26 protein-coding genes are annotated in these 25,816 nt (G+C 71.5%); 16 read left to right on the top strand and 10 right to left on the bottom strand.

Going from position 1 to position 25,816, the window contains the following annotated elements:
• Positions 1–91 precede the first annotated feature (91 nt).
• A complete protein-coding gene (mce, locus tag AC0682_RS04750; RefSeq protein WP_254811662.1) occupies positions 92–520 on the bottom strand; it encodes a methylmalonyl-CoA epimerase in 429 nt (142 codons plus the stop codon).
• Positions 521–665: 145 nt separating this feature from the next.
• On the opposite strand from mce, the gene AC0682_RS04745 reads away from it, so the two are divergent.
• Both AC0682_RS04745 and meaB read left to right on the top strand, forming a co-directional pair.
• Positions 666–1,871 carry an acetyl-CoA C-acetyltransferase gene (locus AC0682_RS04745; protein WP_254811661.1) on the top strand — a complete coding sequence of 402 codons (1,206 nt, stop codon included), beginning with the start codon at positions 666–668 and terminating at the stop codon, positions 1,869–1,871.
• Between the two features lie 36 nt (positions 1,872–1,907).
• Positions 1,908–2,876 carry a methylmalonyl Co-A mutase-associated GTPase MeaB gene (gene meaB, locus AC0682_RS04740; protein ID WP_478530927.1) on the top strand — a complete coding sequence of 323 codons (969 nt, stop codon included), beginning with the start codon at positions 1,908–1,910 and terminating at the stop codon, positions 2,874–2,876.
• Positions 2,877–2,983: 107 nt separating this feature from the next.
• Here the strand turns inward: meaB and AC0682_RS04735 are convergent, their stop codons facing one another.
• The 5 genes from AC0682_RS04735 to AC0682_RS04715 all read right to left on the bottom strand — a co-directional run bounded on the left by AC0682_RS04735 (position 2,984) and on the right by AC0682_RS04715 (position 6,426).
• Positions 2,984–3,250, bottom strand: coding sequence for a hypothetical protein (locus AC0682_RS04735; RefSeq protein WP_478530926.1), 267 nt, complete (start codon positions 3,248–3,250; stop codon positions 2,984–2,986).
• 447 nt (positions 3,251–3,697) lie between these two features.
• The gene (locus tag AC0682_RS04730) at positions 3,698–4,174 is read right to left on the bottom strand and encodes a MarR family winged helix-turn-helix transcriptional regulator (protein ID WP_478530925.1); all 477 of its coding nucleotides are present in this window, start codon (positions 4,172–4,174) and stop codon (positions 3,698–3,700) included.
• A 170-nt stretch (positions 4,175–4,344) separates the two neighbouring features.
• Positions 4,345–5,097, bottom strand: a complete 753-nt coding sequence (locus AC0682_RS04725; RefSeq protein WP_254811660.1) for an AIM24 family protein — start codon at positions 5,095–5,097, stop codon at positions 4,345–4,347.
• A 46-nt stretch (positions 5,098–5,143) separates the two neighbouring features.
• The gene (locus tag AC0682_RS04720; protein ID WP_254811659.1) at positions 5,144–5,794 is read right to left on the bottom strand and encodes an AIM24 family protein; all 651 of its coding nucleotides are present in this window, start codon (positions 5,792–5,794) and stop codon (positions 5,144–5,146) included.
• Positions 5,794–6,426 carry an AIM24 family protein gene (locus AC0682_RS04715; RefSeq protein WP_254813188.1) on the bottom strand — a complete coding sequence of 211 codons (633 nt, stop codon included), beginning with the start codon at positions 6,424–6,426 and terminating at the stop codon, positions 5,794–5,796. The genes AC0682_RS04720 and AC0682_RS04715 overlap by 1 nt, the downstream gene beginning before the upstream one ends.
• A gap of 301 nt (positions 6,427–6,727) precedes the next feature.
• Between AC0682_RS04715 and AC0682_RS04710 the strand changes: the two genes are divergently transcribed.
• The 4 genes from AC0682_RS04710 to glxA all read left to right on the top strand — a co-directional run bounded on the left by AC0682_RS04710 (position 6,728) and on the right by glxA (position 11,363).
• Positions 6,728–7,078, top strand: a complete 351-nt coding sequence (locus AC0682_RS04710) for a DUF3817 domain-containing protein (RefSeq protein ID WP_478530923.1) — start codon at positions 6,728–6,730, stop codon at positions 7,076–7,078.
• Positions 7,075–7,368: an MTH1187 family thiamine-binding protein gene (locus AC0682_RS04705; protein WP_018492224.1), complete on the top strand. Its 294-nt coding sequence runs from the start codon at positions 7,075–7,077 to the stop codon at positions 7,366–7,368. The genes AC0682_RS04710 and AC0682_RS04705 overlap by 4 nt, the downstream gene beginning before the upstream one ends.
• Before the next feature lie 173 nt (positions 7,369–7,541).
• Complete coding sequence (locus AC0682_RS04700) at positions 7,542–9,404, top strand: glycosyltransferase family 2 protein (protein WP_254811658.1); 1,863 nt, start codon at positions 7,542–7,544, stop codon at positions 9,402–9,404.
• 3 nt (positions 9,405–9,407) lie between these two features.
• Positions 9,408–11,363, top strand: coding sequence for a radical copper oxidase GlxA (gene glxA, locus AC0682_RS04695; RefSeq protein WP_478530921.1), 1,956 nt, complete (start codon positions 9,408–9,410; stop codon positions 11,361–11,363).
• A 25-nt stretch (positions 11,364–11,388) separates the two neighbouring features.
• On the opposite strand, the gene AC0682_RS04690 is transcribed toward glxA, so the two are convergent.
• Positions 11,389–11,676 carry a hypothetical protein gene (locus AC0682_RS04690; protein WP_254811656.1) on the bottom strand — a complete coding sequence of 96 codons (288 nt, stop codon included), beginning with the start codon at positions 11,674–11,676 and terminating at the stop codon, positions 11,389–11,391.
• A 58-nt stretch (positions 11,677–11,734) separates the two neighbouring features.
• On the bottom strand, positions 11,735–12,775 hold the full coding sequence (locus AC0682_RS04685; protein WP_478530920.1) for a glycoside hydrolase family 6 protein: 1,041 nt from the start codon (positions 12,773–12,775) through the stop codon (positions 11,735–11,737).
• A gap of 317 nt (positions 12,776–13,092) precedes the next feature.
• Between AC0682_RS04685 and AC0682_RS04680 the strand changes: the two genes are divergently transcribed.
• From AC0682_RS04680 to AC0682_RS04670, 3 genes are all read left to right on the top strand, one after another.
• On the top strand, positions 13,093–13,602 hold the full coding sequence (locus AC0682_RS04680) for a MarR family winged helix-turn-helix transcriptional regulator (protein WP_254811654.1): 510 nt from the start codon (positions 13,093–13,095) through the stop codon (positions 13,600–13,602).
• Positions 13,603–13,658: 56 nt separating this feature from the next.
• A complete protein-coding gene (locus AC0682_RS04675; protein ID WP_254811653.1) occupies positions 13,659–13,985 on the top strand; it encodes a DUF3817 domain-containing protein in 327 nt (108 codons plus the stop codon).
• An 89-nt stretch (positions 13,986–14,074) separates the two neighbouring features.
• Entirely contained in the window at positions 14,075–15,775 is a 1,701-nt protein-coding gene (locus AC0682_RS04670; protein WP_478530918.1) for an acyl-CoA mutase large subunit family protein, read from the top strand.
• A 96-nt stretch (positions 15,776–15,871) separates the two neighbouring features.
• On the opposite strand, the gene AC0682_RS04665 is transcribed toward AC0682_RS04670, so the two are convergent.
• Positions 15,872–17,236 carry a diacylglycerol/lipid kinase family protein gene (locus AC0682_RS04665; protein WP_478530917.1) on the bottom strand — a complete coding sequence of 455 codons (1,365 nt, stop codon included), beginning with the start codon at positions 17,234–17,236 and terminating at the stop codon, positions 15,872–15,874.
• 186 nt (positions 17,237–17,422) lie between these two features.
• Positions 17,423–18,049, bottom strand: a complete 627-nt coding sequence (locus AC0682_RS04660; RefSeq protein ID WP_478530915.1) for a TetR/AcrR family transcriptional regulator — start codon at positions 18,047–18,049, stop codon at positions 17,423–17,425.
• Between the two features lie 501 nt (positions 18,050–18,550).
• On the opposite strand from AC0682_RS04660, the gene AC0682_RS04655 reads away from it, so the two are divergent.
• The 7 genes from AC0682_RS04655 (at position 18,551) to AC0682_RS04625 (ending at position 25,668) form a co-directional block, all read left to right on the top strand.
• Positions 18,551–19,519: a tetratricopeptide repeat protein gene (locus tag AC0682_RS04655; RefSeq protein WP_478530914.1), complete on the top strand. Its 969-nt coding sequence runs from the start codon at positions 18,551–18,553 to the stop codon at positions 19,517–19,519.
• A 621-nt stretch (positions 19,520–20,140) separates the two neighbouring features.
• The gene (locus AC0682_RS04650) at positions 20,141–20,782 is read left to right on the top strand and encodes a DUF6230 family protein (RefSeq protein WP_478530912.1); all 642 of its coding nucleotides are present in this window, start codon (positions 20,141–20,143) and stop codon (positions 20,780–20,782) included.
• 96 nt (positions 20,783–20,878) lie between these two features.
• Positions 20,879–21,451, top strand: coding sequence for a DUF6114 domain-containing protein (locus tag AC0682_RS04645; RefSeq protein ID WP_478530911.1), 573 nt, complete (start codon positions 20,879–20,881; stop codon positions 21,449–21,451).
• The gene (locus AC0682_RS04640; RefSeq protein WP_478530910.1) at positions 21,441–22,811 is read left to right on the top strand and encodes a hypothetical protein; all 1,371 of its coding nucleotides are present in this window, start codon (positions 21,441–21,443) and stop codon (positions 22,809–22,811) included. The genes AC0682_RS04645 and AC0682_RS04640 overlap by 11 nt, the downstream gene beginning before the upstream one ends.
• Positions 22,812–23,051: 240 nt before the next feature.
• Positions 23,052–24,206: a right-handed parallel beta-helix repeat-containing protein gene (locus AC0682_RS04635; protein ID WP_478530908.1), complete on the top strand. Its 1,155-nt coding sequence runs from the start codon at positions 23,052–23,054 to the stop codon at positions 24,204–24,206.
• A 29-nt stretch (positions 24,207–24,235) separates the two neighbouring features.
• Positions 24,236–24,769, top strand: coding sequence for a SigE family RNA polymerase sigma factor (locus AC0682_RS04630; RefSeq protein WP_478530906.1), 534 nt, complete (start codon positions 24,236–24,238; stop codon positions 24,767–24,769).
• Positions 24,766–25,668, top strand: coding sequence for a hypothetical protein (locus AC0682_RS04625; RefSeq protein WP_478530905.1), 903 nt, complete (start codon positions 24,766–24,768; stop codon positions 25,666–25,668). Before AC0682_RS04630 ends, AC0682_RS04625 begins: the two co-directional genes overlap by 4 nt.
• Positions 25,669–25,816 lie beyond the last annotated feature (148 nt).

Raw genomic sequence — 25,816 nt, 5'->3', positions numbered from 1 at the left:
ATGGTGACAGACGAACGACGAGGACGCGGTACGGCCCCGACCCGGCCCCGGCCCGGAACCGCCCACTCTACCGGGCCGGGTCCGCGCCGGGTCAGTGCTCCGGGTTGCTCGTGACCAGTTCGGTGAGGACGCCGTGGCAGTCCTTGGGGTGCAGGAACGTGATCCGGGACCCCATCGACCCCGTCCGGGGCTCGTCGTACAGCACCCGGACGCCCTTCTCGCGGATGTCCGCGGCGTCCCCGTCCACATCCGCCGTGCCGAAGGCGATGTGGTGCACGCCTTCCCCGTTCTTCGCCAGCCACTTGCCCACGGCGGAGTCCTCCCGGGTGGGCTCCAGGAGCTGGAGGTACGAAGCCCCGCCGTCCGAGGTCTCGTTGATCTTGAGCATGGCCTCCCGGACGCCCTGCTCCTCGTTGATCTCGCTGTGGAACACCTCGAATCCGTACGTGGCACGGTAGAACTCCACCGTCCTGTCCAGGTCGAAGCAGGCGATTCCGATGTGGTCGATGCGCGTCAGCATGGAGTCAGCATCCCTCCACGCCCCGGCTCCCGCCACGGTTACGCAACGTGCGCGCCGTCACACCGGTAGCCGGATGACGGGCGCGGGAGCGCTCAGTACATTCAGGTAAACCCTCGTTCACATCCGATCCCAAGGGGCCGTGCCCATGCCAGCAACGACCGGTACCACCACCTCAGTGATCGTCGCGGGCGCCCGGACGCCCATGGGCCGTCTCCTCGGCTCGCTCAAGAGCTTCTCCGCGGCCGACCTCGGCGGGGTCGCGATCAAGGCCGCCCTGGACCGGGCCGGGATCGGCGGCGACCAGGTCCAGTACGTGATCATGGGCCAGGTGCTCCAGGCCGGCGCGGGCCAGATCCCCGCCCGCCAGGCCGCCGTCAAGGCCGGCATCCCGATGAACGTGCCGGCCCTCACCATCAACAAGGTCTGCCTCTCCGGGCTCGACGCCATCGCCCTGGCCGACCAGCTGATCCGCGCCGGTGAGTTCGACGTCGTGGTCGCCGGTGGCCAGGAGTCCATGACCAACGCCCCGCACCTGCTCCCCAAGTCCCGCGAGGGGTACAAGTACGGCGCGATCGAGATGCTCGACTCGATGGCGTACGACGGCCTCACCGACGCGTACGAGAACATCCCCATGGGCGAGTCCACCGAGAAGCACAACGGCCGCCTGGGCCTGGACCGCGCCGCCCAGGACGAGATCGGCGCCCTCTCCCACCAGCGGGCCGCCGCCGCCCGGAAGAACGGGCTCTTCGAGGCCGAGATCACCCCGGTGGAGATCCCGCAGCGCAAGGGCGACCCGGTCCTCTTCTCGCAGGACGAGGGCATCCGCCCGGAGACGACGGTCGAGTCCCTCGGCAAGCTGCGCCCGGCCTTCACCAAGGACGGCACGATCACCGCGGGCACCTCCTCGCAGATCTCCGACGGGGCCGCCGCGGTCGTCGTCATGAGCAAGGCCAAGGCCCAGGAGCTGGGCCTCGACTGGATCGCCGAGATCGGCGCCCACGGCAACGTCGCGGGCCCCGACAACTCCCTCCAGTCGCAGCCCTCGGGCGCGATCCGGCACGCCCTGAAGAAGGACGGCCTGACCGTGGACGACCTCGACCTGATCGAGATCAACGAGGCGTTCGCGGCCGTCGCCGTCCAGTCCATGAAGGACCTGGGTGTCACGGCCGACAAGGTCAACGTCAACGGCGGCGCCATCGCGCTCGGCCACCCGATCGGCATGTCCGGCGCCCGTCTGGTCCTGCACCTGGCCCTGGAGCTGAAGCGGCGCGGCGGCGGTACGGGCGCGGCGGCGCTCTGCGGCGGCGGCGGCCAGGGCGACGCGTTGATCATCCGCGTCCCGGGCAAGTAACACCGTAACGACACGAGGCAAGGCGAGAACGGAGCGGTGAACGTGGACGTGGACGTCCCCACGCTGGTCGAGCAGGCGCGAGCAGGCAGGCCGCGTGCGGTGGCCCGGCTGATCTCGCTGGTGGAGGGGGCGTCCCCGCAGCTGCGCGAGGTGATGGCCGCACTGGCCCCGCTGGCGGGGCATGCGTACGTCGTCGGCCTGACGGGCTCGCCGGGCGTCGGCAAGTCCACCTCCACCTCCGCCCTGGTCTCCGCCTACCGCCGGGCGGGCAAGCGGGTCGGCGTCCTCGCCGTCGACCCGTCCTCGCCGTTCTCCGGCGGGGCGCTGCTCGGCGACCGGGTCCGGATGTCGGACCACGCCTCCGACCCCGGCGTCTACATCCGCTCCATGGCCACCCGTGGCCACCTGGGCGGCCTCGCCTGGTCGGCCCCGCAGGCCATCCGGGTCCTGGACGCGGCGGGCTGCGACGTGGTCCTGGTCGAGACGGTGGGCGTCGGCCAGTCCGAGGTGGAGATCGCCTCCCAGGCCGACACCTCCGTCGTCCTGCTGGCCCCCGGTATGGGCGACGGCATCCAGGCGGCCAAGGCCGGGATCCTGGAGATCGGTGACGTCTACGTGGTCAACAAGGCCGACCGCGACGGCGCCGACGCCACGGCCCGCGAGCTGAACCACATGCTGGGCCTGGGCGAGTCCCGCGCCCCCGGCGACTGGCGCCCCCCGATCGTCAAGACGGTCGCGGCCCGGGGCGAAGGCGTCGACGAGGTCGTGGAGGCCCTGGAGAAGCACCGCGCCTGGATGGAGGAGCACGGCGTCCTCGCCGCCCGCCGCACGGCCCGGGCGGCCCACGAGGTCGAGACGATCGCGGTCACGGCGCTGCGGGAACGCATCGCGGACCTGCGCGGCGACCGCCGCCTGCACGCCCTGGCCGAACGCATCGTGGCGGGGGACCTGGACCCGTACGCGGCGGCGGACGAGCTGGTCGCGGGGGTCACCGGGAACGACTGAGCAGATGCCGATACGGCCCCCGGAGCGGTGACCTCACCCGCTCCGGGGGCCATCGGCTGTGGTCCTCGGGGCCTGCGGCAAGGGTCACCGCAGGCCCCGAGGACGCGTCAGAAGAGGTCGAGCTCGGCGGACTCGACCGCACCGAGAAGACGGCACTCCCCGGTCTCGCCGTCGACACGCACATAGCCCGTGCCGACCGCCATGTCCCGCGGGTCCCCGGTGCGGAGATAGGCGACCGACTGACAGTCGAAGTAGAAGGCATCCCCGATCCGGACTCGTTCCCCTTCGGCGAGCCCGAAGGCCATGCCCTCGTGACTGACCTCCCTGTCCAGGGACTTCTGTGCCGACACCGTCGCCTCTTCGATATCCAGCATCAGTCCGTCCTGAGGAGAGAGGAGTTCCGCCACGGCGAGAGATTGGCGTGTCCCGATTGACCGTGATGGGAGTCTTGTAGGCGATGCCTCCGTGACCGAGGGTCACCCCACCGCCGCCGGGGCCGAACCTCAGATTGCCGACGTTGATCGCTCCGCCCTCGGGAGCCACCGCCGCCCGCCGCCACCCCGTCAGCCCCCCGATCCCGGTGACCGCGAGCTGCTGGGCCAGCTCTTCCGCCGCCTCGCCGTCCAGGTCGGCCAGCGCGTCGCAGCCCTGACCAGGGCGTTCGCACGATGTCGGGGATTGGCTCGAACGCGTTTCCGGGGGCGGGGAGCCGACGGTGAACACGCCGGAACGGGCCCGGAAACAGCGCGGAACGGCCCCGCGTCGCAGTCGCCCGGTCCCGTCCCGTACGGCACCGACCGGCCCACGCCCCCGCCCCGCCGCTAGGGCTTGCCCCGCCGCCCCCGCAGGTGTTCCGCGATCGGGTTCAGCGCCGCGTGCAGCTGCGCCAGGGCCTCCGGGGAGAGCAGGTCCATGAAGTGGTTGCGCACCGACTCGACGTGGTGCGGGGCGACCTTGCGCATGGTCTCGGCGCCGTGCTCGGTGAGGACCGCGTACAGTCCGCGCCGGTCCGACTCGCAGTGGGTGCGGCGGACCAGGCCCGCCGTCTCCATGCGGGTGACCTGGTGCGAGAGGCGGCTCTTGGACTGCAGGGTGGCGGCGGCGAGGTCGCTCATCCGCATCCGCTGGTCCTCGGACTCGGAGAGGTTGACCAGGATCTCGTAGTCGTTCATGGTCAGGCCGAACGGCTGGAGGTCCTTCTCCAGCTGGTGCATCAGCAGCCTGCTGACGTCCAGGTGGGTGCGCCAGGCGCACTGCTCCGTGTCGCTCAGCCAGCGGGTGGCCGTCTCGGTCTCCATATATGGATTCTACCTAAGAAGTTGAAAGCCGGACGAAATTAACGGGTGCGACGGGAGGCACCCCGGGGATACCGGAGTGCCGACAGGCGGGGCCGGAGTGGTGGCAGGCCTGTTGGCAAGGACCGACGGCTGGGTGCAGACGTTCGACGTCACACTCCGCAGCCTACCGCTCACAAGCCGAAGCGACGCTGGACGTCCCCCAGCTGGCCGGGCATGCGCGGTGCGGAACCCCCGCCCGGAACGCCCGGTTCGCTCGGTACCGCGCCCGTCGCCTGCTCCGCCATCAGCGCCTCGCTGGACTGCATCAGCACCGTGCCCGCCCCCACGAACTCGAACTGATGCTCTTCGCCCGAGGTGCCGCCGATGCCCGTCAGTGACCGGATTCCGCCCATCACGCCCGTCAGGTAGCCGTGGTCGTAGTGGTGGCACGGCGAGGGGCAGTCGGCCCACCCCACCAGAGCCTGCGGGTCGACCCGCAGCGGCGGCTCCATGAAGACCACCGGCCCGTTCGACGCGGCCACGAACTTCCCCGTACCGATCAGCGTCACGAACCCGGGCACGATCGACTGCTTCAGCGAGAGCGCCGGATCGAACGCCAGCAGGTTCCCCGACCGGATCGTCAGGTTCCCCTCGTCCAGGTCGAAGGAGTTCACATCGAAGGCCCGGTCCGCCAGCAGCATCTTCCCGCTGCCCTCGGCCACCACCCAGTCGTTCGCGTGCAGCGGCGAATGGAAGCTGGAGCGCACCAGCCGCTCGAACCGGCCGTGCCCGATGCCGTCGAAGTCGATCTTCCCGTAGTAGGCGATCATCTTCCCCTTCTGCAGGAACCACCGGCTCCCCTTCAGCTCCACGCAGAAGGTGTAGGAGTTGACGTTGTCGTCCGACGGCAGCGTCATCGGATCGAAGATCACAGGGGTGCTCACGACGTCTCCTCGATCGGCTTCTTCTCCCTGGTGGCCGGCGGCGCGCTCACAGCTTCTCCTCCGAGGCCTGGACGTACACCGCGCCGCTCCCGCTCAGCTCCAGCTGGAACGCCTCCCCGGAGCCGCGCCCCACCATGTCCCGCCAGCCGAGCGCGGTGGAGAGCTTGTTGCGTACGTCCCCGTGGTGGGCCACGTACGCCTGCGGGTCGACGCGGATGTCCCGGCCCGGGGTGATCGGCAGCTCGATCACCCCGCCGTGCGCCATCACCGCGACCGCGCCGTGGCCCGTGAGCGTCGTGGTGAACAGGCCCTGACCGGTCACCTGGCCCCGGACCATGCCCATCACCCCGCCCTGCGAGCCCATGAACATCGTGCCCTGCTGGAGGGAGCCGTCGAAGGCGAGGAGCCGGTCGGCCTCCACGTACAGGGTGTCGCCCGCCAGGTTGATCACCTGGATGTGGTGGCCGCCGTGGCCGAACAGCACCGTGCCCGACCCCTCCACCGTCATCAGCGGTGTCGCCTCGCCCGCCACCCGGCGTCCGATCATCGAGGCGAAGCCGCCCTGACCGCCCTGGATGTTCGGGGTGAAGGACACCTCGCCCCGGTAGGCCAGCATGGCGCCGCGCTGGCTGAACAGCCGCTGGCCCGGGGTCACCGCAGCCTCGACCATCTTGGAGTTGATCTCGCGGAACGGCATCAGACGTTGCCCCCGATGGTGTTGCGCTCGCTCGGCTGTACGTAGACCAGCCCGTCGCCCTCGAACTGCATCTGGAACGCCTCGCCCGAGCCCTCGCCGATCAGCGTGCGGAAGTTCACCCCGCTCTGCAACTGCTGGCGCAGGCTGCCCTGGTGGGCGATGTACGCGCCGGGGTCCACCATCAGCGGATACTGCGGGGTCACCCGCAGCAGCACCGCCTCGCCCTCCGACATGATCGCCACCTGGCCGGTGCCCTCCACCGTGGTGGTGAACAGCCCGTTGCCGCTCGCCCCGCCGCGCAGGCCGGTGAACGTCGTTCCCGTGCGCAGCCCGGCGTCCGTGGCCAGCAGGTTGCTCGCCTCCACGTACAGCTTGTCGCCGTGCAGCGCGACCAGGTTGATGTCGCTCGCGCGGTCGGCGAAATAGCAGGTGCCCTGCCCGGACACCTCCATGACGGCCATCTGCTCGCCGGTCAGCCTGCGGGTCACCATCCCGCGCAGCCCCTCACCGCCGCCGGTCATCTTCTTGAAGGTCATCCGGCCGTCGTACGCGACCATCGAACCGTTCTTCGCCTTGACGGCATCGCCCGTCAGATCGACGGCGAGCGTCTTGCTGCCTTGGAGTCGGAACATCGCCACGCGACGAAGGTAGCCGCCCGCCCACCGCCCGGACCAGGTCCTACGGAACCGTTACGCCCCTGATGCTCCCCTGATGCGCACCTGGACCGGTCCTGGTGATGCGTACCGGGACCGGCCCTGATATGCGGCGATACGCGCGACCGGGTGCGCGGCGGTACGCGCCCGCGGGGGAGGGCGGCCCCCGGCGGCCGGGGCGGACCGGCACGATGCCACAATGGGGGCGGCTTGTGCTCGCGTTCACAAGCCCGTACGGCCCCCTCCCGCCCACACGACCCCTCCCACCGAAGGTGCCCCTGTGGACATCAAGACCGCCTCCGCCCTGCACCGGCTGCGCCTCATCTCGATCCCCGAGGCGCTGTCCTTCCCGGCCCTGATCCTCTTCGGCTCGGTCCTCAGCCGGGTCTCGGACATCGACTTCCTGATGATGCCGCTCGGCATGATCCACGGCATCCTCTTCGTGATCTACGCCGTGTTCCTGCTCGACGTCTGGACGAAGGCGAAGTGGCCGCTCAAGCGCGTCGCCCTCTTCTTCTTCCTCTCGCTGATCCCCTTCGGCGGCCTCTACGGCGACAAGCTCCTCAAGAAGTACGAGGCCGACGGCGTCATCGCCGCCCGCGCCCGCCGCGAGGGCACGGTCAGCGCATGATCGTCGCGTTCTCGGTCTCCCCGCTCGGCGTGGGTGAGGACGTCGGGGAGTACGTCGCCGACGCCGTGCGGGTCGTACGGGAATCGGGGCTGCCCAACCGGACCGACGCCATGTTCACCTCCGTCGAAGGCGAGTGGGACGAGGTCATGGACGTCGTCAAGCGTGCCGTGGCCGCCGTCGAGGCCCGCGCGGGACGCGTCTCCCTGGTACTGAAGGCCGACATCCGGCCCGGTGTCACCGACGGTCTGACCTCGAAGGTCGAGACCGTGGAGCGCTACCTCGCCCCCTGACGGCCCGTCCGCCGCCCACCGCCCCGCGTTCACCCGAAAAGCCCCCGGCGCCACACGGCCGGGGGCTTTTCCGGTCCCGGACCGAAAACCGCTCACTCGGACCTGCCAGGTCGACACGCCGTTGCCTGTCCCCTTCTGTGGGGATATCACCCCGTTCGACAGTGGGAGGCACGGTGCGGTCGGAGGGCTACGACTACGACACCTACAGCCGGCTCGCGGGACCGCTCACCGAGCCGGACCCCGAGGGATACCGGGTGCGGTACCGATCCCTGCTCTCGACGGAGAAGCACCGAATAAGGGCCGTCCTGCTGATGACGCTCGCCCCGGTGCTCACCGCCACCCTGATGCTCTACCTGGTGTGGCCCACGCACTGGACCGACCGGGAGAACGGGGAGCGGTGGCTCGTCGTCGCCGACACCGTGATGCTGGTCTCGATCGCCCTGATCGGGTTCTTCATGCTGGTCAACGTGGTCTCCATCGCCCACGCGACGCTGGTCGCCCGGGACCCCGTGCCCGTGACGCCCGAGCCGGGCACCCGGGTCGCCTTCCTCACCACGTACGTCCCCGGCAAGGAACCGCTCTCCATGGTGCGCGCCACCCTGAAGGGCGCGGTGCGCCTCACGCACCCCGGGCCGCTGGACATCTGGCTCCTGGACGAGGGCGACGACCCCGCCGCCCGGATGCTCTGCGCGGAGCTGGGGGTGCACCACTTCACCCGGCGCGGGGTGCCCGAGTGGAACCGTGAGAAGGGCGCCCACAAGGCGAAGACGAAGCACGGCAACTACAACGCCTGGATCGCCCTGCACGGCGACGCCTACGACTTCTTCGCCTCCGTCGACACCGACCACGTGCCGATGCCCAACTTCCTGGAGCGGATGCTGGGCTACTTCCGCGATCCGGACGTCGCCTTCGTCGTCGGACCGCAGGTGTACGGGAACTACGACTCGGCCGTCACCAAGGCCGCCGAATCGCAGCAGTTCCTCTTCCACGCCCTGATCCAGCGCGCGGGCAACCGCTACGGCGCCCCCATGTTCGTCGGCACCAACAACGTCGTCCGCGTCGCCGCGCTGCGGCAGGTCGGCGGGCTGTACGACTCGATCACCGAGGACATGGCCACCGGCTTCGAGATCCACCGCCGCCGCAACCCCGTCACCGGGCGCTACTGGCGTTCCGTCTACACCCCCGACGTGCTGGCCGTCGGTGAGGGGCCCGCCTCCTGGACGGACTTCTTCACCCAGCAGCTGCGCTGGTCGAGGGGGACGTACGAGACGCTGTTCAAGCAGTACGTCAAGATGCTCTTCCGGGTGCCGCCGGGCCGGCTCCTCAGCTACACGCTGATGCTCGTCTACTACCCCATGACGGCCGTGAACTGGCTGCTCGGCGTGGGCAGCTGCGTGCTGTTCCTCTGGTTCGGGGCGTCCGGCACCCAGGTCGCCGCCTCCATCTGGCTGATGCTCTACAGCGACGCGGCGGCCCTCCAGATCGGGCTCTACCTCTGGAACCGGCGGCACAACGTCTCCCCGCACGAACCCGAGGGCTCCGGCGGTCTCGCCGGGATGGCCATGTCCGCGCTCTCCGCGCCGATCTACCTCAAGTCCCTCGGCTCGGCGGTGCTGCGCACCGACGGGCGGTTCGTCGTCACCCCCAAGGGCGGCCAGGTCTCCCCGGACCGGCTGCTCACCTTCCGTATCCACCTCTTCTGGGCCGCGGTCCTGCTCTCCTCGCTCATCGCCTCCGTCCACCTGGACCACACCCATGTCGCGATGCGGACCTGGGCCACGCTCGGGCTCGCGATCGCCCTGTCCCCGGTCGTCGTGTGGGCCTGGGCGGAGTGGAAGGGCCGGCGCGGGCGCACCCGCGGCACGGCCCCCGCGGCCACCCCTGCTCCCGCCCCCACCGCCGCTTCCGCGCCCGCCCCCGTACAGCCGCTGCCGAAGACCACGTTCGTCACCACGACGACCACGACCGCGGCCGGCGCCCCGGCACCCGGCACCGCGGCGGCCGGTACCACCGCCACCACCGCAGGAGGGAACTGACCCATGGCCTACCGGCCTTCGAAGAAGATGAGGAAGACGCTCCTGGGGGGCGGCGCGGTCGTCGTGCTCGCGGGGCTCAACGCTCCGGCGGCGCTCTCCTTCGCGGAGGCCCAGTACCACGCGTACAAGATCGCCCAGCCGAAGTACAAGGCGGAGTACGGCTCCTGGGAGCGGATCGAGATCCCGAAGGAGTACCGCACCAACGCTATCCACGCGGCGCTCCTGCACACCGGCAAGGTGATGATCGTCGCGGGTTCGGGCAACGACCAGAAGAACTTCGACGCGGGCACCTTCGACACCGTGCTCTGGGACCCTGCCAAGAACACCTTCCAGAAGGTCCCCACCCCGGAGGACTTCTTCTGCAGCGGCCACGCCCAGCTCCCGGACGGGCGGCTGCTGATCGCCGGCGGCACCGCCCGCTACGAGGTGCTGGACGACAAGGTGCAGCGTGCCGGCGGCGGGATGCGGGTGAAGAACGAGAACCCGGACAGGCCGCTGAAGCTGAAGAAGGGCACGGTCTTCCGCTCGCCCTCCGGCGTCGAGTACGTGGCCAAGTTCGACGTCACCGTGCCCAAGGCGAAGCGCGAGTTCGAGGTCACGTACTTCAAGAGCGGCCAGATGAAGCCGTGGAAGACGAAGGTGACGGCGGCCGAGCAGCGGGTCTTCGTGGAGGCGGTGAAGGACGGCCCCGAGGCGGTGGCGACGAAGGCCGCCCAGTACGAGATCGTCGGGCTGAAGGGCAAGGACGCGGACAACTCGTACGGGCTCGCCGAGAAGATCACCATGGACAAGCAGGACTTCCAGGGGATCAAGGCCGCCTACGAGTTCGACCCGACGGCGGAGAAGTACATCAAGGTCGACCCGATGCAGGAGGCCCGCTGGTATCCGACGCTCGTCGGCCTGGAGGACGGCCGGGTGCTCTCCGTCTCGGGCCTCGACGACGTGGGCGCGATCCTCCCCGGCGACAACGAGATCTACGACCCGAAGACCAAGAAGTGGACCAAGGGCCCCTTCCAGTACTTCCCCACCTATCCGGCGCTCTTCCTCACCAAGGGCGGCAAGCTCTTCTACCCGGGCGCCAACGCCGGGTACGGGCCGGCCGACAAGGGGCGGGACCCCGGGATGTGGGACATCGAGAAGAACACCTTCACCAAGGTGCCCGGACTGACCGACACCGACCAGCTGGAGACGGCGGCCTCGCTGCTGCTGCCGCCCGTGCAGGACCAGAAGGTGATGGTGCTGGGCGGCGGCGGGGTCGGCGAGTCCAAGAAGTCCACCGCCCGCACGGCGGTCATCGACCTCAAGGAGGCCAGCCCGGCCTTCAGGGCGGGACCGGACCTGCCGCAGGGCACGCGCTATCTGAACAGCGTGATCATGCCGGACGACACCGTCTTCACCAGCGGTGGCTCGCAGGACTACCGGGGCCGCAGCGCCAGCAACATCCTCAAGGCGCAGTCCTACGACCCGAAGACCAACACCTTCAAGCAGGCGGCCGACCCGACGATCGGCCGCAACTACCACTCCGAGGCGCTGCTGCTGCCCGACGGCCGGGTCGCCACCTTCGGCTCCGACTCGCTCTACGACGACAAGGACAACACCAGGCTCGGCAGGTTCGAGCAGCGCATGGAGGTCTACACCCCGCCCGCCCTGCACCGGGGCAAGGACCGGCGGCCGGTGATCGGGGCCGGGCCCCGGGCGGTGGAGCTGGGGAAGACGGTCACCTTCAAGACCGCCGACGCGGACCGGATCGCGACGGCCCGGCTGATGCGGCCGAGCGCGGTCACGCACACCACGGACGTGGAGCAGCGCTCCATCGAGCTGACGCTGAAGAAGGGGAAGGGCGAGGTGAGCGTGACCGTGCCGGACGACGCCACACTGGTGCCGCCCGGCTGGTACATGCTCTTCGTGACGGACACCGACGGCGTCCCGTCGGTGGCGAAGTGGGTCAAGGCGTCCTGACCCCCGGGGGCTTCCCGGCCGCCGGTCAGGGGCTGGCCGGGTCGACCCCGTAGCGCAGGGGCTCGCTCTCCACACGCGGGTCGCGCCGGTAGACGTACAGCGCGTCCGCCCGGGCGCCGCCCGCCGGTCCGTCCAGCTCGCAGGGGTACGTGACCTGCACGACGGAGGGCCGTCCGGCGACCCGTATCCGGGTGCCGTCCGCGGGGCCGCCGACGAGTACGGCGGCCTCCTGCGCGGGTCCGGCCGCGGCGGACGGTCCTTGCGTCCGCCGCGGGCTCTGGGGTGTGGTGTGTGCCCTGGCTTCGAATCCCATGGGAATACTTTAGATGTTGCGCAATCTTTGAACTACGGTGTGATGGGTCCCGGGCCGTTCAGGGCTTGGCGCGGGTGGCCAGCCCCAGCGCGTACTCCGGCCACCAGGTGCCCGCCTCCGGGCCGCCCCGGCAGGTGCCGTCCGACTCGCCGGGCCGCTTGATCCACAGATAGGCGTCGAGGCGGTCGTCGCGGGTGTCGGTGGTCGGGGGCGTGCCGAGCGCCCGGCCCGGCGGGTTGCACCAGGCCTCGGCGCGGTCGCCGGTGAGGGGGCCGCCGCCGTTGCGGCTGGTGTCGATCACGTAGTGCGCGCCGCCGAGGGAGTCGGAGAGGAGGGTCCCGTACCTCTTCACGCTCGCGTTGGACTGGAAGTTGGAGACGTTGAGCGAGAAGCCGTCGGCCCGGTCGATCCCGGCCCGGCGCAGCGGCTCCGCGATCTTCTCCGGCTCCACGATCCATTCCGGGTTGCCCGCGTCCAGGTAGACCTTGGTCCGCGCCCCGGCCTTGAGTGTGTCCACGGCCTCGGAGAGCAGCTGGTAGCGCTCGGCGTGGTGCTCGGGCGGGGTGCAGCCGTCCGCGATGTGGGGGAGGGCGTCGGGCTCCAGGATCACGGTCGCCGGGGCGTCCCCGATAGCGTCCGCGAACTCCCCGATCCAGGACCGGTAGGTGTCCGCGTCCTTGGCGCCGCCCGCCGAGTAGAGCCCGCAGTCGCGGTGGGGGATGTTGTACGCGACGAGCAGGACGGTCTTCTCCGTCCGGGCCGCGGCCTTCACGGCGGCCACGATCTCCGGCCCGGGCGTGTCCCAGGCGGGCCAGAGCGCCACCGGCCGCTCCGCGATCCGCCGCAGTGCCTTCGCGTCGTCCTTCCGTCCCTCGCGGTCCCAGGCGCGCACCTGGCGGGCGGCGTCGCTGTCCGGGTCGACCCAGTACGGGGAGGCCGCGCTCGGCGCCGGTTCGCCGCGTACGGGGTCGGCCTCGGCGGCCGTCGGGCTCGGGGAGCCCGGTGCGGAGCACCCGGTGGTGAGGACGGCCGCGAGCGAGACGGCGGCAAGGGCGGAGAGCAGGCCGAAGCCTCTTGTCATGGTTCTACGGCCGGACATCCAGCCCCCTCGGACGGCGGTGGCTCACGGATACGGGACGCCGCGCTGCGGGCGGCGTTCGGGAACGCACACGGAAACGTCAGCAATCGTGGCATACCGGTCACCGGGAGTGGTGTCGCCACACCATCCGCCCCCGGGCACCGCTCAGGTGGCGGCGGCCGGCGCGATTCCCGGCGGCGTCCGCTCGTACGGCATCTGGTGCCCCTGCCGCCGCGCGGTCGTCGCGGAGGTCCGCCGGACGGCCCCCGGACACGTGTCCGATACCGAAAGGCGAGACGGGGCTGACCGGCATATGACCAGTCGGTAAGGTCATTGCCGTGCCGAAGCCGCTCAGCCTTCCCTTCGATCCCATCGCCCGTGCCGAGGAACTCTGGCAGCAGCGCTGGGGGCCTGTGCCCTCCATGGGGGCGATCACCTCGATCATGCGGGCGCAGCAGATCCTGCTCGCCGAGGTGGACGCCGTCGTCAAGCCGTACGGGCTGACCTTCGCCCGGTACGAGGCGCTGGTGCTGCTCACCTTCTCCAAGGCGGGCGAGCTGCCGATGTCGAAGATCGGGGAGAGGCTGATGGTGCACCCCACCTCGGTCACCAACACCGTGGACCGGCTGGTGAAGTCCGGCCTGGTGAGCAAGCGCCCCAATCCCAACGACGGCCGCGGCACGCTCGCCTCCATCACGGACAAGGGGCGCGAGGTCGTCGAGTCGGCCACCGAGGAGCTGATGGCGATGGAGTTCGGGCTCGGGGTGTACGACGCCGAGGAGTGCGCGGAGATCTTCGCCATGCTCCGGCCGCTGCGGGTGGCGGCCCACGACTTCGACGAGGGGTGAGCACCCGCCGGGGGGTGCGCGAAGATCGCCCGGGCCGCACGGTTACGCTCGTGTCCATGAAACAGAACGTGCTCACCCGCTACCGGGTGATGGCTTACGTCACCGCCGTCTGGCTCCTCGTCTTCACGGTGGCGATCATCGCGAAGTACGTGTTCAAGGTCGGCGACACCATGCTGATCTCCCAGGTCCACGGTGTCCTGTTCATCGTCTACGTCATCTTCGCCTTCGACCTCGGCTCCAAGGCGAAGTGGCCGTTCGGCAAGCTCCTGTGGGTGCTGGCGGCCGGCTGCATCCCCTTCGCCTCCTTCTTCGTCGAGCCGAAGGTCAGCCGCGAGGCCCAGGCGCTGGTCGACAAGACCGCCCCGGCGCCCGCGAAAGCCTGACCGGCGCGGCACCTTCCGAACCGCCCCGCGCGCAAGCGCCGGGCGGTTTGCCATCGACATTTAGTAGGACGTCCTAGTAAATTCGACTCATGGACGCTGACGCGATCGAGGAAGGCCGCCTCCGCTGGCAGGCCCGTTACGACAAGGCCCGCAAGCGTGACGCGGACTTCACCACGCTCTCCGGGGACCCGGTGGAGCCTGTCTACGGGCCCCACCCCGGTGACACGTACGAGGGGTTCGAGCGGATCGGCTGGCCGGGGGAGTACCCCTTCACCCGGGGCCTGCACCCCACCGGCTACCGGGGCCGCACCTGGACCATCCGCCAGTTCGCAGGCTTCGGCAACGCCGAGCAGACCAACGAGCGCTACAAGATGATCCTCGCGGCGGGCGGCGGCGGCCTCAGCGTCGCCTTCGACATGCCGACCCTGATGGGCCGCGACTCCGACGAGCCGCGCTCGCTCGGAGAGGTCGGCCACTGCGGGGTCGCCATCGACTCCGCCGCCGACATGGAGACCCTCTTCAAGGACATCCCCCTCGGTGACGTCACCACCTCGATGACGATCAGCGGCCCCGCCGTCCCCGTCTTCTGCATGTACCTGGTCGCCGCCGAGCGCCAGGGCGTCGACCCGGGGGTCCTCAACGGCACGCTCCAGACCGACATCTTCAAGGAGTACATCGCGCAGAAGGAGTGGCTCTTCCAGCCCGAGCCCCATCTGCGCCTCATCGGTGACCTGATGGAGCACTGCGCCGCCTCCATCCCCGCCTACAAGCCGCTCTCCGTCTCCGGCTACCACATCCGCGAGGCCGGGGCGACGGCCGCGCAGGAGCTGGCGTACACCCTGGCCGACGGCTTCGGCTACGTGGAGCTGGGCCTCTCCCGGGGCCTGGACGTCGACACCTTCGCCCCCGGGCTCTCCTTCTTCTTCGACGCCCACCTGGACTTCTTCGAGGAGATCGCCAAGTTCCGCGCCGCCCGCCGCATCTGGGCCCGCTGGATGAAGGAGACGTACGGCGCGAAGACCGACAAGGCGCAGTGGCTCCGCTTCCACACCCAGACCGCCGGGGTCTCCCTCACCGCGCAGCAGCCGTACAACAACGTGGTACGGACAGCCGTCGAAGCGCTCTCCGCCGTCCTCGGCGGCACCAACTCGCTCCACACCAACGCCCTGGACGAGACCCTCGCCCTCCCCTCCGAGCAGGCCGCCGAGATCGCGCTGCGCACCCAGCAGGTCCTGATGGAGGAGACCGGGGTCGCCAACGTGGCCGACCCGCTGGGCGGATCCTGGTACGTCGAGCAGCTCACCGACCGGATCGAGGCCGAGGCCGAGAAGATCTTCGACCAGATCAGGGAGCGCGGCACCCGGGCCCACCCCGACGGGCAGCACCCGATCGGGCCGATGACCTCCGGCATCCTGCGCGGGATCGAGGACGGCTGGTTCACCGGGGAGATCGCCGAGTCCGCCTTCCGCTACCAGCAGGCCCTGGAGAAGGGCGACAAGCGGGTCGTCGGCGTCAACGTCCACCACGGCTCGGTCACCGGCGACCTGGAGATCCTCCGCGTCAGCCACGAGGTCGAGCGCGACCAGGTGAGCCAGCTCGCCGCCCGCAAGGCCGCCCGCGACGACGCCAAGGTGAGCGCCGCGCTGGACGCGATGCTGGTCGCCGCCCGCGACGGCTCGAACATGATCGGGCCGATGCTGGACGCTGTACGGGCCGAGGCCACGCTGGGCGAGATCTGCGGGGTGCTGCGCGAGGAGTGGGGCACGTACACGGAGCCGCCGGGCTTCTGAGGCCGAGGTCCTGAGTAGCGAGTTACGCGGAGGGGGTGCCCGGCCCGGGTGGTCGGGGCACCCCCTCCGTGCGCGCGGGCCGGGCACCCCTCCGCGCTATCCGTCGGCCTCTGTGCACCCGGGGCGGCCGAACGCCAGGCGCAGCAGCCGCCGCCAGTCCATCGGCGGGGCGGGGGCCACGGTGCCGGGGCGGTCGCGCGGCACCAGGACCCGCAGCGCCCCCGGGCGCAGGGCGCACACCACCGGTGTCTCCATCCGCAGCGCCTCGCCGTCCACGGCTACCGGGATCTCGTCCGCGTCGGCGGTCACCTCCACCCGGCGGCCGGTCAGGGCGGACAGCCCCTGCGACTGCGTCCCCCACACGGCGAGGTCCGCCGCGTGCGCGGCCCCCTCGACCTTGACGGCGAGCACCCCCAGCTCTCCGCCGTCCAGCCGGGGACGGCGTCCCGCGCCGCTCAGGACGTCGGGGGAGGCGTACGGGTTGTTGCTGACCAGCAGCGCCTGTGGGCCGTCGAGCGCGTCGCCGTCCACGCGCGCGTCCAGCCGCCGCCCCTCGTCCCCGGCCAGCAGCTCCGGCAGCAGGTTCAGGGCCGTCCCGGTCTTGTTGTCGCGGTACTCGGGGTGCTGGACGACATCCGCGTACACGCCGAAGGAGACGGTGTTGACGAAGGCGCGGCCCGCCACGTCACCGAGGTCCACGCGCAGCTCCTCGCCGTCGGCCAGCGCCTCCAGGGCGCGGGACGGGTCGGCGCGGTCCAGGCCCAGGTCCATGGCGAAGTGGTTGCGCGTACCGGCGGGGATGACCAGGAACGGCACCCCGTGCTCGGCGGCCACCGCGGCGACCAGGGCCTGGGTGCCGTCGCCGCCCGCCACCCCGAGGAGGTCGGCGCCCTCCGCGACGCCCCGGCGGGCGAGGGCGGCCACATCGGCGGGGGCATCGGGGTCGAGCAGGATCACCCGCGCGCCCAGCTCCTCCGCCCGCCCGACGAGATGGAACCGCTCCACCTTCCCGCCCCCGGAGACCGGGTTCATGATCAGCAGCGGCCGCTCGGGCCGTACCGCCGCCACCGCCCGCATCGGCCGCTCCGGCCGCGACCTGCGCAGCGCCGCCCGGGCACAGGCCAGCGTCGCGGCCCAGCACACCGCCAGCAGCAGTGCGAGCAGCCACAGCCCCTCGAAGGTGAGGAGGACCAGCACGGCGGCCGGGGCCGCGACCGCCAGCAGGGCCCCGAGGAACCGTACGAGCCCCCGGTGGGCCACGAACCACCAGAGCCCGACGACACAGAGCACCAGGCCGAGCAGCCCGCCGCCCAGGACCACCAGGCTGCCCTCCCCGACGGCGAACGCCAGGACGAGCACGTCAGCGACCAGCCCCAGCACCGCCAGCCGGGCCAGCAGCCGCGCGAGCCCGTCACCGCCGGGGGCCGCCGCCCGGCCCCGGCCGCTTCCGCCGTCTCCCACGCCTCGACCCCTCTCCGCTCCCGGACCACCCGTCACCTCACCCTCCAACGCTGCCTGCCTCCGGCCGGAAGGGCATCGCGGGCGGGCCGACCGGGGGCGTTCCGGCCGGGGGGCCCGAGGGCCCCCCGGCCAGGAGGCACGAGCGGCCGACCGGCGGGCGGGCGGGCTACGGGGGCTCCGGGGCGGTCAGGCGTCCTGCGCGCCCGCCAGGCCGAGCAGCAGCAGCGTGGTGAAGCCGCTCGCCCACTCGGCGTCCACCGGCTCGGCGCTCACCAGCGTCCGGTGCACCACGGCTCCGGCGATCACGTCGAAGATCAGGTCCGCGTTGCGGGCGGCGACCGAGGCGTCCTCCTCGTACCGCAGCTCACCGCGGGCTTGGGCGCGCTCCCGTCCCAGGAGGACCAGCCGCTTCTGGCGGTCCACGATGGCCGAGCGGATGCGGCGGCGCAGCGACTCGTCCCGGGTGGACTCGGCGACCACGGCCATCAGCGCCGTACGGGTCTCCGGCCGCTCCAGCAGCGCGGCGAACTGGAGCACCACGCCCCGCACATCGGCGGCCAGACTGCCCAGATCGGGGAGTTCCAGCTCGTCGAAGAGGACGGCCACCGCGTCCACCACCAGCTCGTTCTTGCCCGCCCACCGCCGGTAGAGGGTCGTCTTGGCGACGCCCGCCCGGGCCGCCACGTCGCCCATGGTCAGCTTCGACCAGCCGAGATCGACGAGGGAGGCGCGGGTCGCCTCCAGGATCGCGGCGTCGGCCTCGGTGGAGCGCGGACGGCCGGTCCGGGTGGGGTGCGGGTCGGTGGGGTTCATGATGCGGCGACCATACCGGCCGGTAGGGATGACCGTTCCGTCCCGGGGCCCGTGAGGCAGATCACCGGGACGCCCTGTCCCATGGGGGCGATCGGCAGTTACGCTACGGGTCGTAGCGTAAGGAAGGCGGCGGGCCCGCCCCCTGCGCCACGGACGAACGAGCGACAGCCACCAGGGTCTTTGCGGAGACCCGGGCGCCGGGTGGGGACCCGGGGCCGCACGGACCGGCCGGATGGGGATCCGGCAGGTCCACCGGGTCTTTCAGGGACCCGACCAGTTCCACCGGACTCCGCCAGGGTCCGTCGGACTCCGGGGAGGGGTCCGCGGGGATCCGACCGGCCGGTCCGCGCGGGGCCGGGGCTTTCCGGAGCCCCGCCGGGGGTCTTCGGGCCTCCGGGAACCGCCTCTGTCCGCCCGCCCGGCACACCGGCCGGTGTCGCGGACAGGCCCGGTTCCCGTATCGCTTTCCGGAACGGTGTCTCCAGGGGGGAGGATGTACATATGCAGCCTAGGAACATGTCCATGAGCGGCGTCGTCGACCTCGCCGCTGTCAAGGCGGCCGGCGAGGCCAAGGCCAAGGCGGAGCAGGCCCGTGCACAGGCCGCCCGAACGGGGGGCACCGCTGCCGTGGCGCCCACCGCCCTGGTGATCGACGTCGATGAAGCAGGCTTCGAGCGCGATGTCCTCCAGCGCTCGGCCGAGGTCCCGGTCGTCATCGACTTCTGGGCCGAGTGGTGCGAGCCGTGCAAGCAGCTGGGCCCTCTGCTGGAGCGCCTGGCCGTCGAGTACAACGGCCGCTTCCTCCTGGCCAAGGTCGACGTCGACGCCAACCAGATGCTGATGCAGCAGTTCGGCATCCAGGGGATCCCGGCCGTCTTCGCCGTGGTCGCCGGTCAGGCCCTCCCGCTCTTCCAGGGAGCGGCCCCCGAGGCCCAGATCCGCGAGACGCTGGACCAGCTGATCCAGGTCGGCGAGCAGCGCTTCGGCCTCACCGGGATCGCCGTCGACCCGACCGCCTCCGCGGAGGCCGCCCCGGCCGAGGTTCCGGCCGGCCCGTACGACGCCCTGCTGGAGGCCGCCGCCTCCGCGCTCGACGCCAACGACTTCGGCGGCGCCGTGCAGGCGTACAAGAACGTGCTCACCGACGACCCGGGCAACCCGGAGGCCAAGCTCGGTCTGGCTCAGGCGGAGCTGCTCGGCCGCGTCCAGAGCCTGGACCCGCAGGCGGTCCGCAAGGACGCGGCGGAGAGGCCGGACGATGTGAACGCCCAGATCGCCGCCGCCGACCTGGATCTGGTGGGCGGTCATGTCGAGGACGCCTTCGGCCGTCTCGTCGAGGCGGTCCGCCGCACCACGGGCGACGAGCGGAACACCGTCCGGCTGCGGCTGCTGGAGCTGTTCGAGGTGATCGGCCCGGAGGACCCGCGGGTCACCCAGGCCCGCACCGCGCTGGCGCGCGTCCTCTTCTGATTCCGACCGATTGTTCCGATGTGACAGGACGGCCGTGATGCCCTTCGGGTATCGCGGCCGTTTTGACGTCAAGGTGCCGAACGGCACCGTCGTTTTGCCAAATCTTAACAAAGCGACGTGCTGTTACTCGGAGTAAGTCCAGGTGGCTGCTCTGTCCTGGTTCTGTTGGTTTTTCCGGTATTCGGATGTCCCTTTCGTGCCACCCTGTGTGGCCGCAATGTGCCGTCCGGTCGCGGCTCGGTTATCGGGCCGTTACTGGCAAGTAACGACCCCCCTTGTGCCACGGCCCCGAATGCACCACGATCGGCCACGCTCGGTCCCATACCTCCGGTCCGGCCGCCAGCCGGTGCGGGAGGGTCTGTTGGGTCCCCACCGAGTGGGCCGGCGGCAGTGGCGCCGGCCGTGGACAGGGGGGTTCCCGCCGACAGACGGGGCCTGTCCGGCCGGCTGCGCACACCGTGCGGCCGGTGGTTGTCGCTCGGGGGTGAACGCCGGTGCGGCGGATGCGGTAGACGCCTCCGTCCGCGGGCGCTCTCCTTCCCGAGGACGTAGCACTTCTCCCATCCCAGGCCGGGTCTCGCACCCGACCGGAGATGTACGTCCGAGAAGAAGGAGCAAGTTATGAGTTCCCAGGTTCGCGGTGGGACGAGATGGAAGCGTTTCGCTCTGGTCATGGTGCCGAGCGTCGTCGCGACGGCGGCGGTCGGTGTCGGTCTCGCCCAGGGCGCCCTGGCCGCGTCCTTCGCCGTGTCCGGTCAGAGCTTCAAGGTCAGCACCGACAAGCTGGTGGGCGAGAACTTCGTCCAGTACGGCAGCGTCGCCGTCGGCAAGGACCTTGAAGGCAAGGAAGCCGCGCACCCGGTCGCGGTCTCCGGCTTCAGCAAGGCCACGATCAACAACATGTGCCAGTCGGTGGTCACGCCCAAGGTGCCCTTCGGCATCGGCAACGTCAGCCTGCAACTGAAGGCCGGTACGGACCCGAAGAACCCGGTCGTCGCGACCAACCTCTACCTGGACGTCGCCCAGCTCGACGCCGACGCGTACTTCGAGAACATCGACATCGGTGTCGCGGCGGAGTCCGTCGGCGCGCCCGGCATCCAGCCCGGGACCGAGAAGGGGGTCAACGGCGCGGGCTTCGCGCAGCGGGCCAAGTCGGCCACCCTGACCGACGTGAAGCAGACGGCGTGGGCGACCACCGCCGGTACCTTCAAGCTCAGCAACCTGAGCCTGAAGCTGCACAAGGGCGTCAAGGAGTGCTTCTAGGCACTCGCCCGGGTGGCCGGGGCGCCCCGGCGGGGCATTCCGGCCGCCCACCCCTTCTCCTCTCACAGCAGTACCGGTTCCAGGGAGCTGTATTCCATGAGCCCCGAGTCCACAGGGCAGAACAAGCACAACCTCACCGTCTACCGGCGGGGATTCCGTACCTGGCGGGGTAACCGGCCGTTCTGGGCGGGTCTGTTCACCATGCTGGGCGGTATGCCCATCGCCTACTTCCCGTACGCCGATCTCCACCTCGGCAATATGACGCTGGCGATGTCCACCACCACCGGCTCCGCAGCCCTCATCATCGGGGCCCTGCTGATCACGCTGGGCCTGACCATGTGGTTCCACCACATCGTGCGGGTCTTCGCCGGTGTCGCTGCCATCCTCCTCGCGCTGATCTCCATACCCCTCGCCAACCTGGGCGGCTTCGTCCTCGGCTTCCTCTTCGCGCTCATCGGCGGAGCCCTGTCCGTCTCCTGGGCGCCGGGCGAGCCGGAGGCCGAGGAGGAGGCCCCGCAGGGCACCCCCGCCCCCCTCCCGCTGGACGAGCGGCACCCGGAGAGCGGCCGGACGGGGTCCGTCCTGCACGGCGCGACCGTTCCGCAGCAGCAGGTGGGTGACCACGACGCGGCCTCCGGCCACGACGGAGGGACACACCGTGCGGGGTGATGAGCAACAGCAGCCGAAGGCGTACGCGGACGACGGCCTCCCCGTCCGCAGAGGGCCGCGTCACGCGGCTCCCAAGAAGTCACTGCTGACCAAGTTGCACATGCCGAGCGGCAAGAAGGCGCTCGCGCTCGCCGCGATGCCGACCGCCGTCTTCGTGGGCATGGGTCTCACGCCCAAGCTCGCCATGGCCGACGGTAACCCCGACATCCCCTTCGCCCCGGGCCCCTGCGTCACCCGGTCCGACGAGCCGGAGCCCTCCGAGTCCCCGTCCCCTTCCGCCTCCGCCTCCGCCTCCCCGACCCCGTCGGCGACGCCCACGGACGGGCCGGACGAGGGCGGGAAGCCGGGCCAGGACGACGGCGCCGCCCCGAAGCCCACCCAGACCGCCCAGGCCACCGAGGACCCGGCCGCGGGAAAGCCGGACGAGCAGAAGCCCGACGCGGCACAGAAGCCGGACACGCAGAAGCCCGCCGAGGAGCCGAGCCCCACCCCGACGCCCACACGGTCGACGAACCCGCTCGACCCGCTGGGCCTGGGCGACGCCCTCAGGGGCTTCTTCGACCCGAACAGGGACAAGGCGGAGGAGAAGCCCGAGGAGAAGCCCGCGACACCCGCGAGCCCGTCGCCGAGCCCCACGACGGAATCCCCGAAGCCGGCGGACCGGCCGAAGGCCGACGGGGAGACCGCCGAAAGGTCCCCGGAGAAGTCACCGGAGGAGTCCCCGGCGAGGGACGCGGCCGGACCGACCGCCGACGCCATCCGCGAGGCGGCCGAGAAGGCGGGCCGGAGCGTCGAGGAACTGCCCGAGGACGCCAAGGGGCTCGACCCCAAGAAGGACGAGGACATCCCGGACGGCGCGAAGCCCCGCTTCCCCTGCCCCGTACCCGACCCGGAGGCGCTCGCCGCCGCGTCCCCGGAGCCCGGCATCCCGCTGCTCCCGGCCGACCCGTGGGTCCTGGAGTCCACCCTGCTCACCCTCAACGGCCTGGACTACAAGGGCATCGTCGAGGTGAAGAAGGCGGACGGCTCCACCAAGAAGGTGCTGAAGTTCACCGCCGGCTCGATCGACATCAAGGACCTCCACCAGCTCACGGTCGGCCCGGCGGGCACCACCGGACACGTGAAGTCGCGTCCCGGCTCCACATCGACCATCCGCAACGGCACGGTGACGATGTACACGGAGGAGCTGAAGGGCAATCTGTTCGGCCTCATCCCGATCACCTTCAACCCGCAGACCCCGCCCCCGCTGAACGTCCCCTTCGCCTTCTTCACCAAGGTCACGGTGGTCCAGGCCGGCCAGTTCGGCGGCTCGCTCAGGGTCCCGGGCCTGCAGAACTACCTGGAGCCGGGCCGAGGTTAGGCCCCGCACCCCGATCCCGTCCGGGAGCCGCAAGCCGGAGGCCCGCCCCCGTCGGACCGAGGGGGCGGGCCACCGGCGTCGTACGGCCACGGGCACGCTCCCCACGTCGTGCCGACTTTCCCGCCGTCTTCGGCAACCTTTTCGCGAGCGGCGGCAACCAAGGGGCACAGGGACAGGCACTTGCCTTTCCCGCCCGCCCCATTCCGGCACCCCGGCCGGCCGAGCGAAGGAACCACGCACGTGAGCAGCAGCAGAGGACGACACCGCAGGACCCGTACGCTCTCGGCCGCCGTGGCCGTCGCCGTGGGCGCGGGGGGCGTGGGCGTCTGGGCGGCCACGGCCCCCGAAGACGCCGGTGCCGCCGAGAGCGTCGTCGTCTCGACCACGGCCCAGTTGGAGAAGGCGTTCGCGGCTGCCGGGCCCGGCACCACCATCCAGCTGCGCGGCGGTACGTACTACCCGGCCAGAAGCCTCAAGAGCCAGGCGGACGGGACGGCGCAGCGCCGGATCACCGTCACCGCCCACGGGTCGGAGAAGGCGGTGGTCGACGGGTCGAAGCTGCCCGCGGGGGAGTGGCTGGTCGCGATAGGCGGCGACCACTGGACCCTGTCCGGCCTGACGTTTCGCAACTCGCGCGCGCACGGGGTCGTCGTGACCTCGTCCGTCGGCGGGATCTTCCGCAACCTCACCACCCACGGCAACGGCGACTCCGGCTTCACGCTGCGCGGGGAGGGGACGACGGACAACCTGATCGAGAACCTTGACTCGTACGGCAACTACGACGCGAAGAACCACGGGCAGAACGCCGACGGCCTCGCCATCAAGTTCGGCTCCGGCACCGGCAACCGGGTCGTCGGCGCGCGGCTCTACGACAACGCCGACGACGGCGTGGACCTGTGGCAGTGGGCGAGCCCCGTCCGGATCGAGCGCAGCTGGGCGTACGGGAACGGGGTGAACCGCTGGAAGGATCCCGCCTTCGAGGGCAACGGCAACGGCTTCAAGCTCGGCGGCGGCGGGGCGAGCGCCGCGCACGTCGTCACCGACAACGCCGCCTGGGGCAACAGCAAGCACGGCTTCACGGAGAACAGCAACCCCGGTGCCCTGCGCCTGCACCGCAACACCGCCTACGCCAACGGCGCCTCCGGCTACTTCTTCGCCACCTCGCCCTCCCGGCTCTCCCGCAACCTCGCGCTGGACAACGCGTCCGGTGCCGTGAAGCTCTCCTCCCGTGTGGTCTCGGCCGCCAACACCTGGGACACCGGCGGGGCGCGCCCCGCCGGTCTGCGGAACACCGACCCGGCCACCGCGTACGGGCCCCGCCGGGCGGACGGCTCGCTCCCCGCCACCACCTTCCTGGTCACCGGCACGCCGGACATCGGCGCGGGGATGAAGTAGGCGGCGGGAGTCGCACGTACGAGTGAGGGGTGCCGAGCGTGGCTGACGACGCTTCCGCGGAGTTCCATGACTTCTTCGACCGCCACTACGCCGAACTGGCCCGCCTCGCCCACCTGCTGACGGGCGAGGCGTCCGCCGCCGACGACCTGGCGGCGGACGCGCTGGTGGCCATCTGGGACCGCTGGGACCGGGTCCGCGCTGCCGAGCACCCCCTCGCGTACGCCCGCGGGGTCGTCGCCAACATGGCGCGTGGCCGGGCCCGCGCGGCCGTCCGCGAGCGCCGGCGCATCGCCCTCTTCTGGCCCCGGGGCGGCGAGCGGACGGAGGGCCCTGACGTGGCGGCGGTCCTCGATGTGCGGCAGGCGCTGGGGCAGCTGCCCTTCCGCAAGCGGGCGTGTGTCGTGCTGCGGCACGCCCTCGACCTGTCGGAGAAGGACACGGCCCTGGCCCTCGGGATATCCGTCGGCACGGTCAAGAGCCAGACCTCCAGGGGGATGGCGGAGCTGGAACGGCTGCTGGAGGGCCGGGCCTCGCTCGAACTCGCGGGAAGGGGAGAACGATGAGCGACCTGCGCGAGGAACTGCGGGAGGCGGCCCGCTCGCACCGGCCGGACCGGGAGCGGATGCTCGCCCGGATCGAGCGGGCCCGGCCGAAGACCCGGGGCGCCCCAGCCCGCCGGACCGGATTCGCCTGGCCACGGGTGGCGCTCGCCGGGTTCGCCGCCGCCGGGGCGTGCGTGCTCGGTGGCTTCGCCGTGGCCTCGGTGGTCCAGGGGCCCGACGGCGCACCGGGGTCCTCTGTCGTACGGGAGGGGGAGCGGGCGCCGCGCGAGACGCCCCCGGCACCCAGGCCCGTCGACCCCGTCCCGTCACCCCCGGACCCCGCCCCGCCGTCCCCCGCCCCGACCGGCGGCCCCGACGCCACGGCCCCCTCGCCCTCCGGGGCGCCACGTGCCGCCTCGCCCGCCCCGCCGCCCTCCCCGTCGGCCGACGGGGACGCCCCTCCCGGCAGCCGGACCGGCGACGGGGACCGCCCGCCCGCCCCCGGCGGCACCGGGCTCTCCACCACCGACGGGCCGCTCTGGGCGGACGGGTCCATCGCCCCGGAGGACAATCCGCACTGGGCCCAGAGCGAGGTCACGCTCAAGTCCCGGGAGCCGCTCACCGCGCTCACGGTGGAGTTGTTCGTGGCGCAGAACGGCGGCGTCCGCTCCACCGGCACCTGGCAGACCCGGCCGGACGGGGAGTTCGACCACTCCGTGCGCGAGCGGGACGGCGTCCTCGTCCACCGCTGGACGCTCAGGGCGGGCCGCACGGTCCCGGCCGGGACGCATGTCTTCGCCGGGCAGTACGACCACGCCCCGGGCGGCCGTGACGCCGGACCTGACACGTACCGGGCCACGGCGCGGACCGCCGACGGGGCGACGTACGAGGTCGGTGGCGACTTCGCCCGCACGCCCTGACCTCTCGCCCGGGGGAGACGCCCGAGGGGGGGGGGGGGGGGGGGGGGGGGGGGGGGGGAGGCCGGGGGGGGGGGGGGGGGGGGGGGGGGGGGTTTTCCCCCTCGTGATTGTTCCCTACTGTCGGGGGGGAACCGCCCAATCTATCCGT

The organism is Streptomyces sp. NPDC043746 (assembly GCF_056436485.1).
Note: the sequence above shows the minus strand (reverse complement) of the source record. Positions and strands in the feature narration are given on the sequence as shown.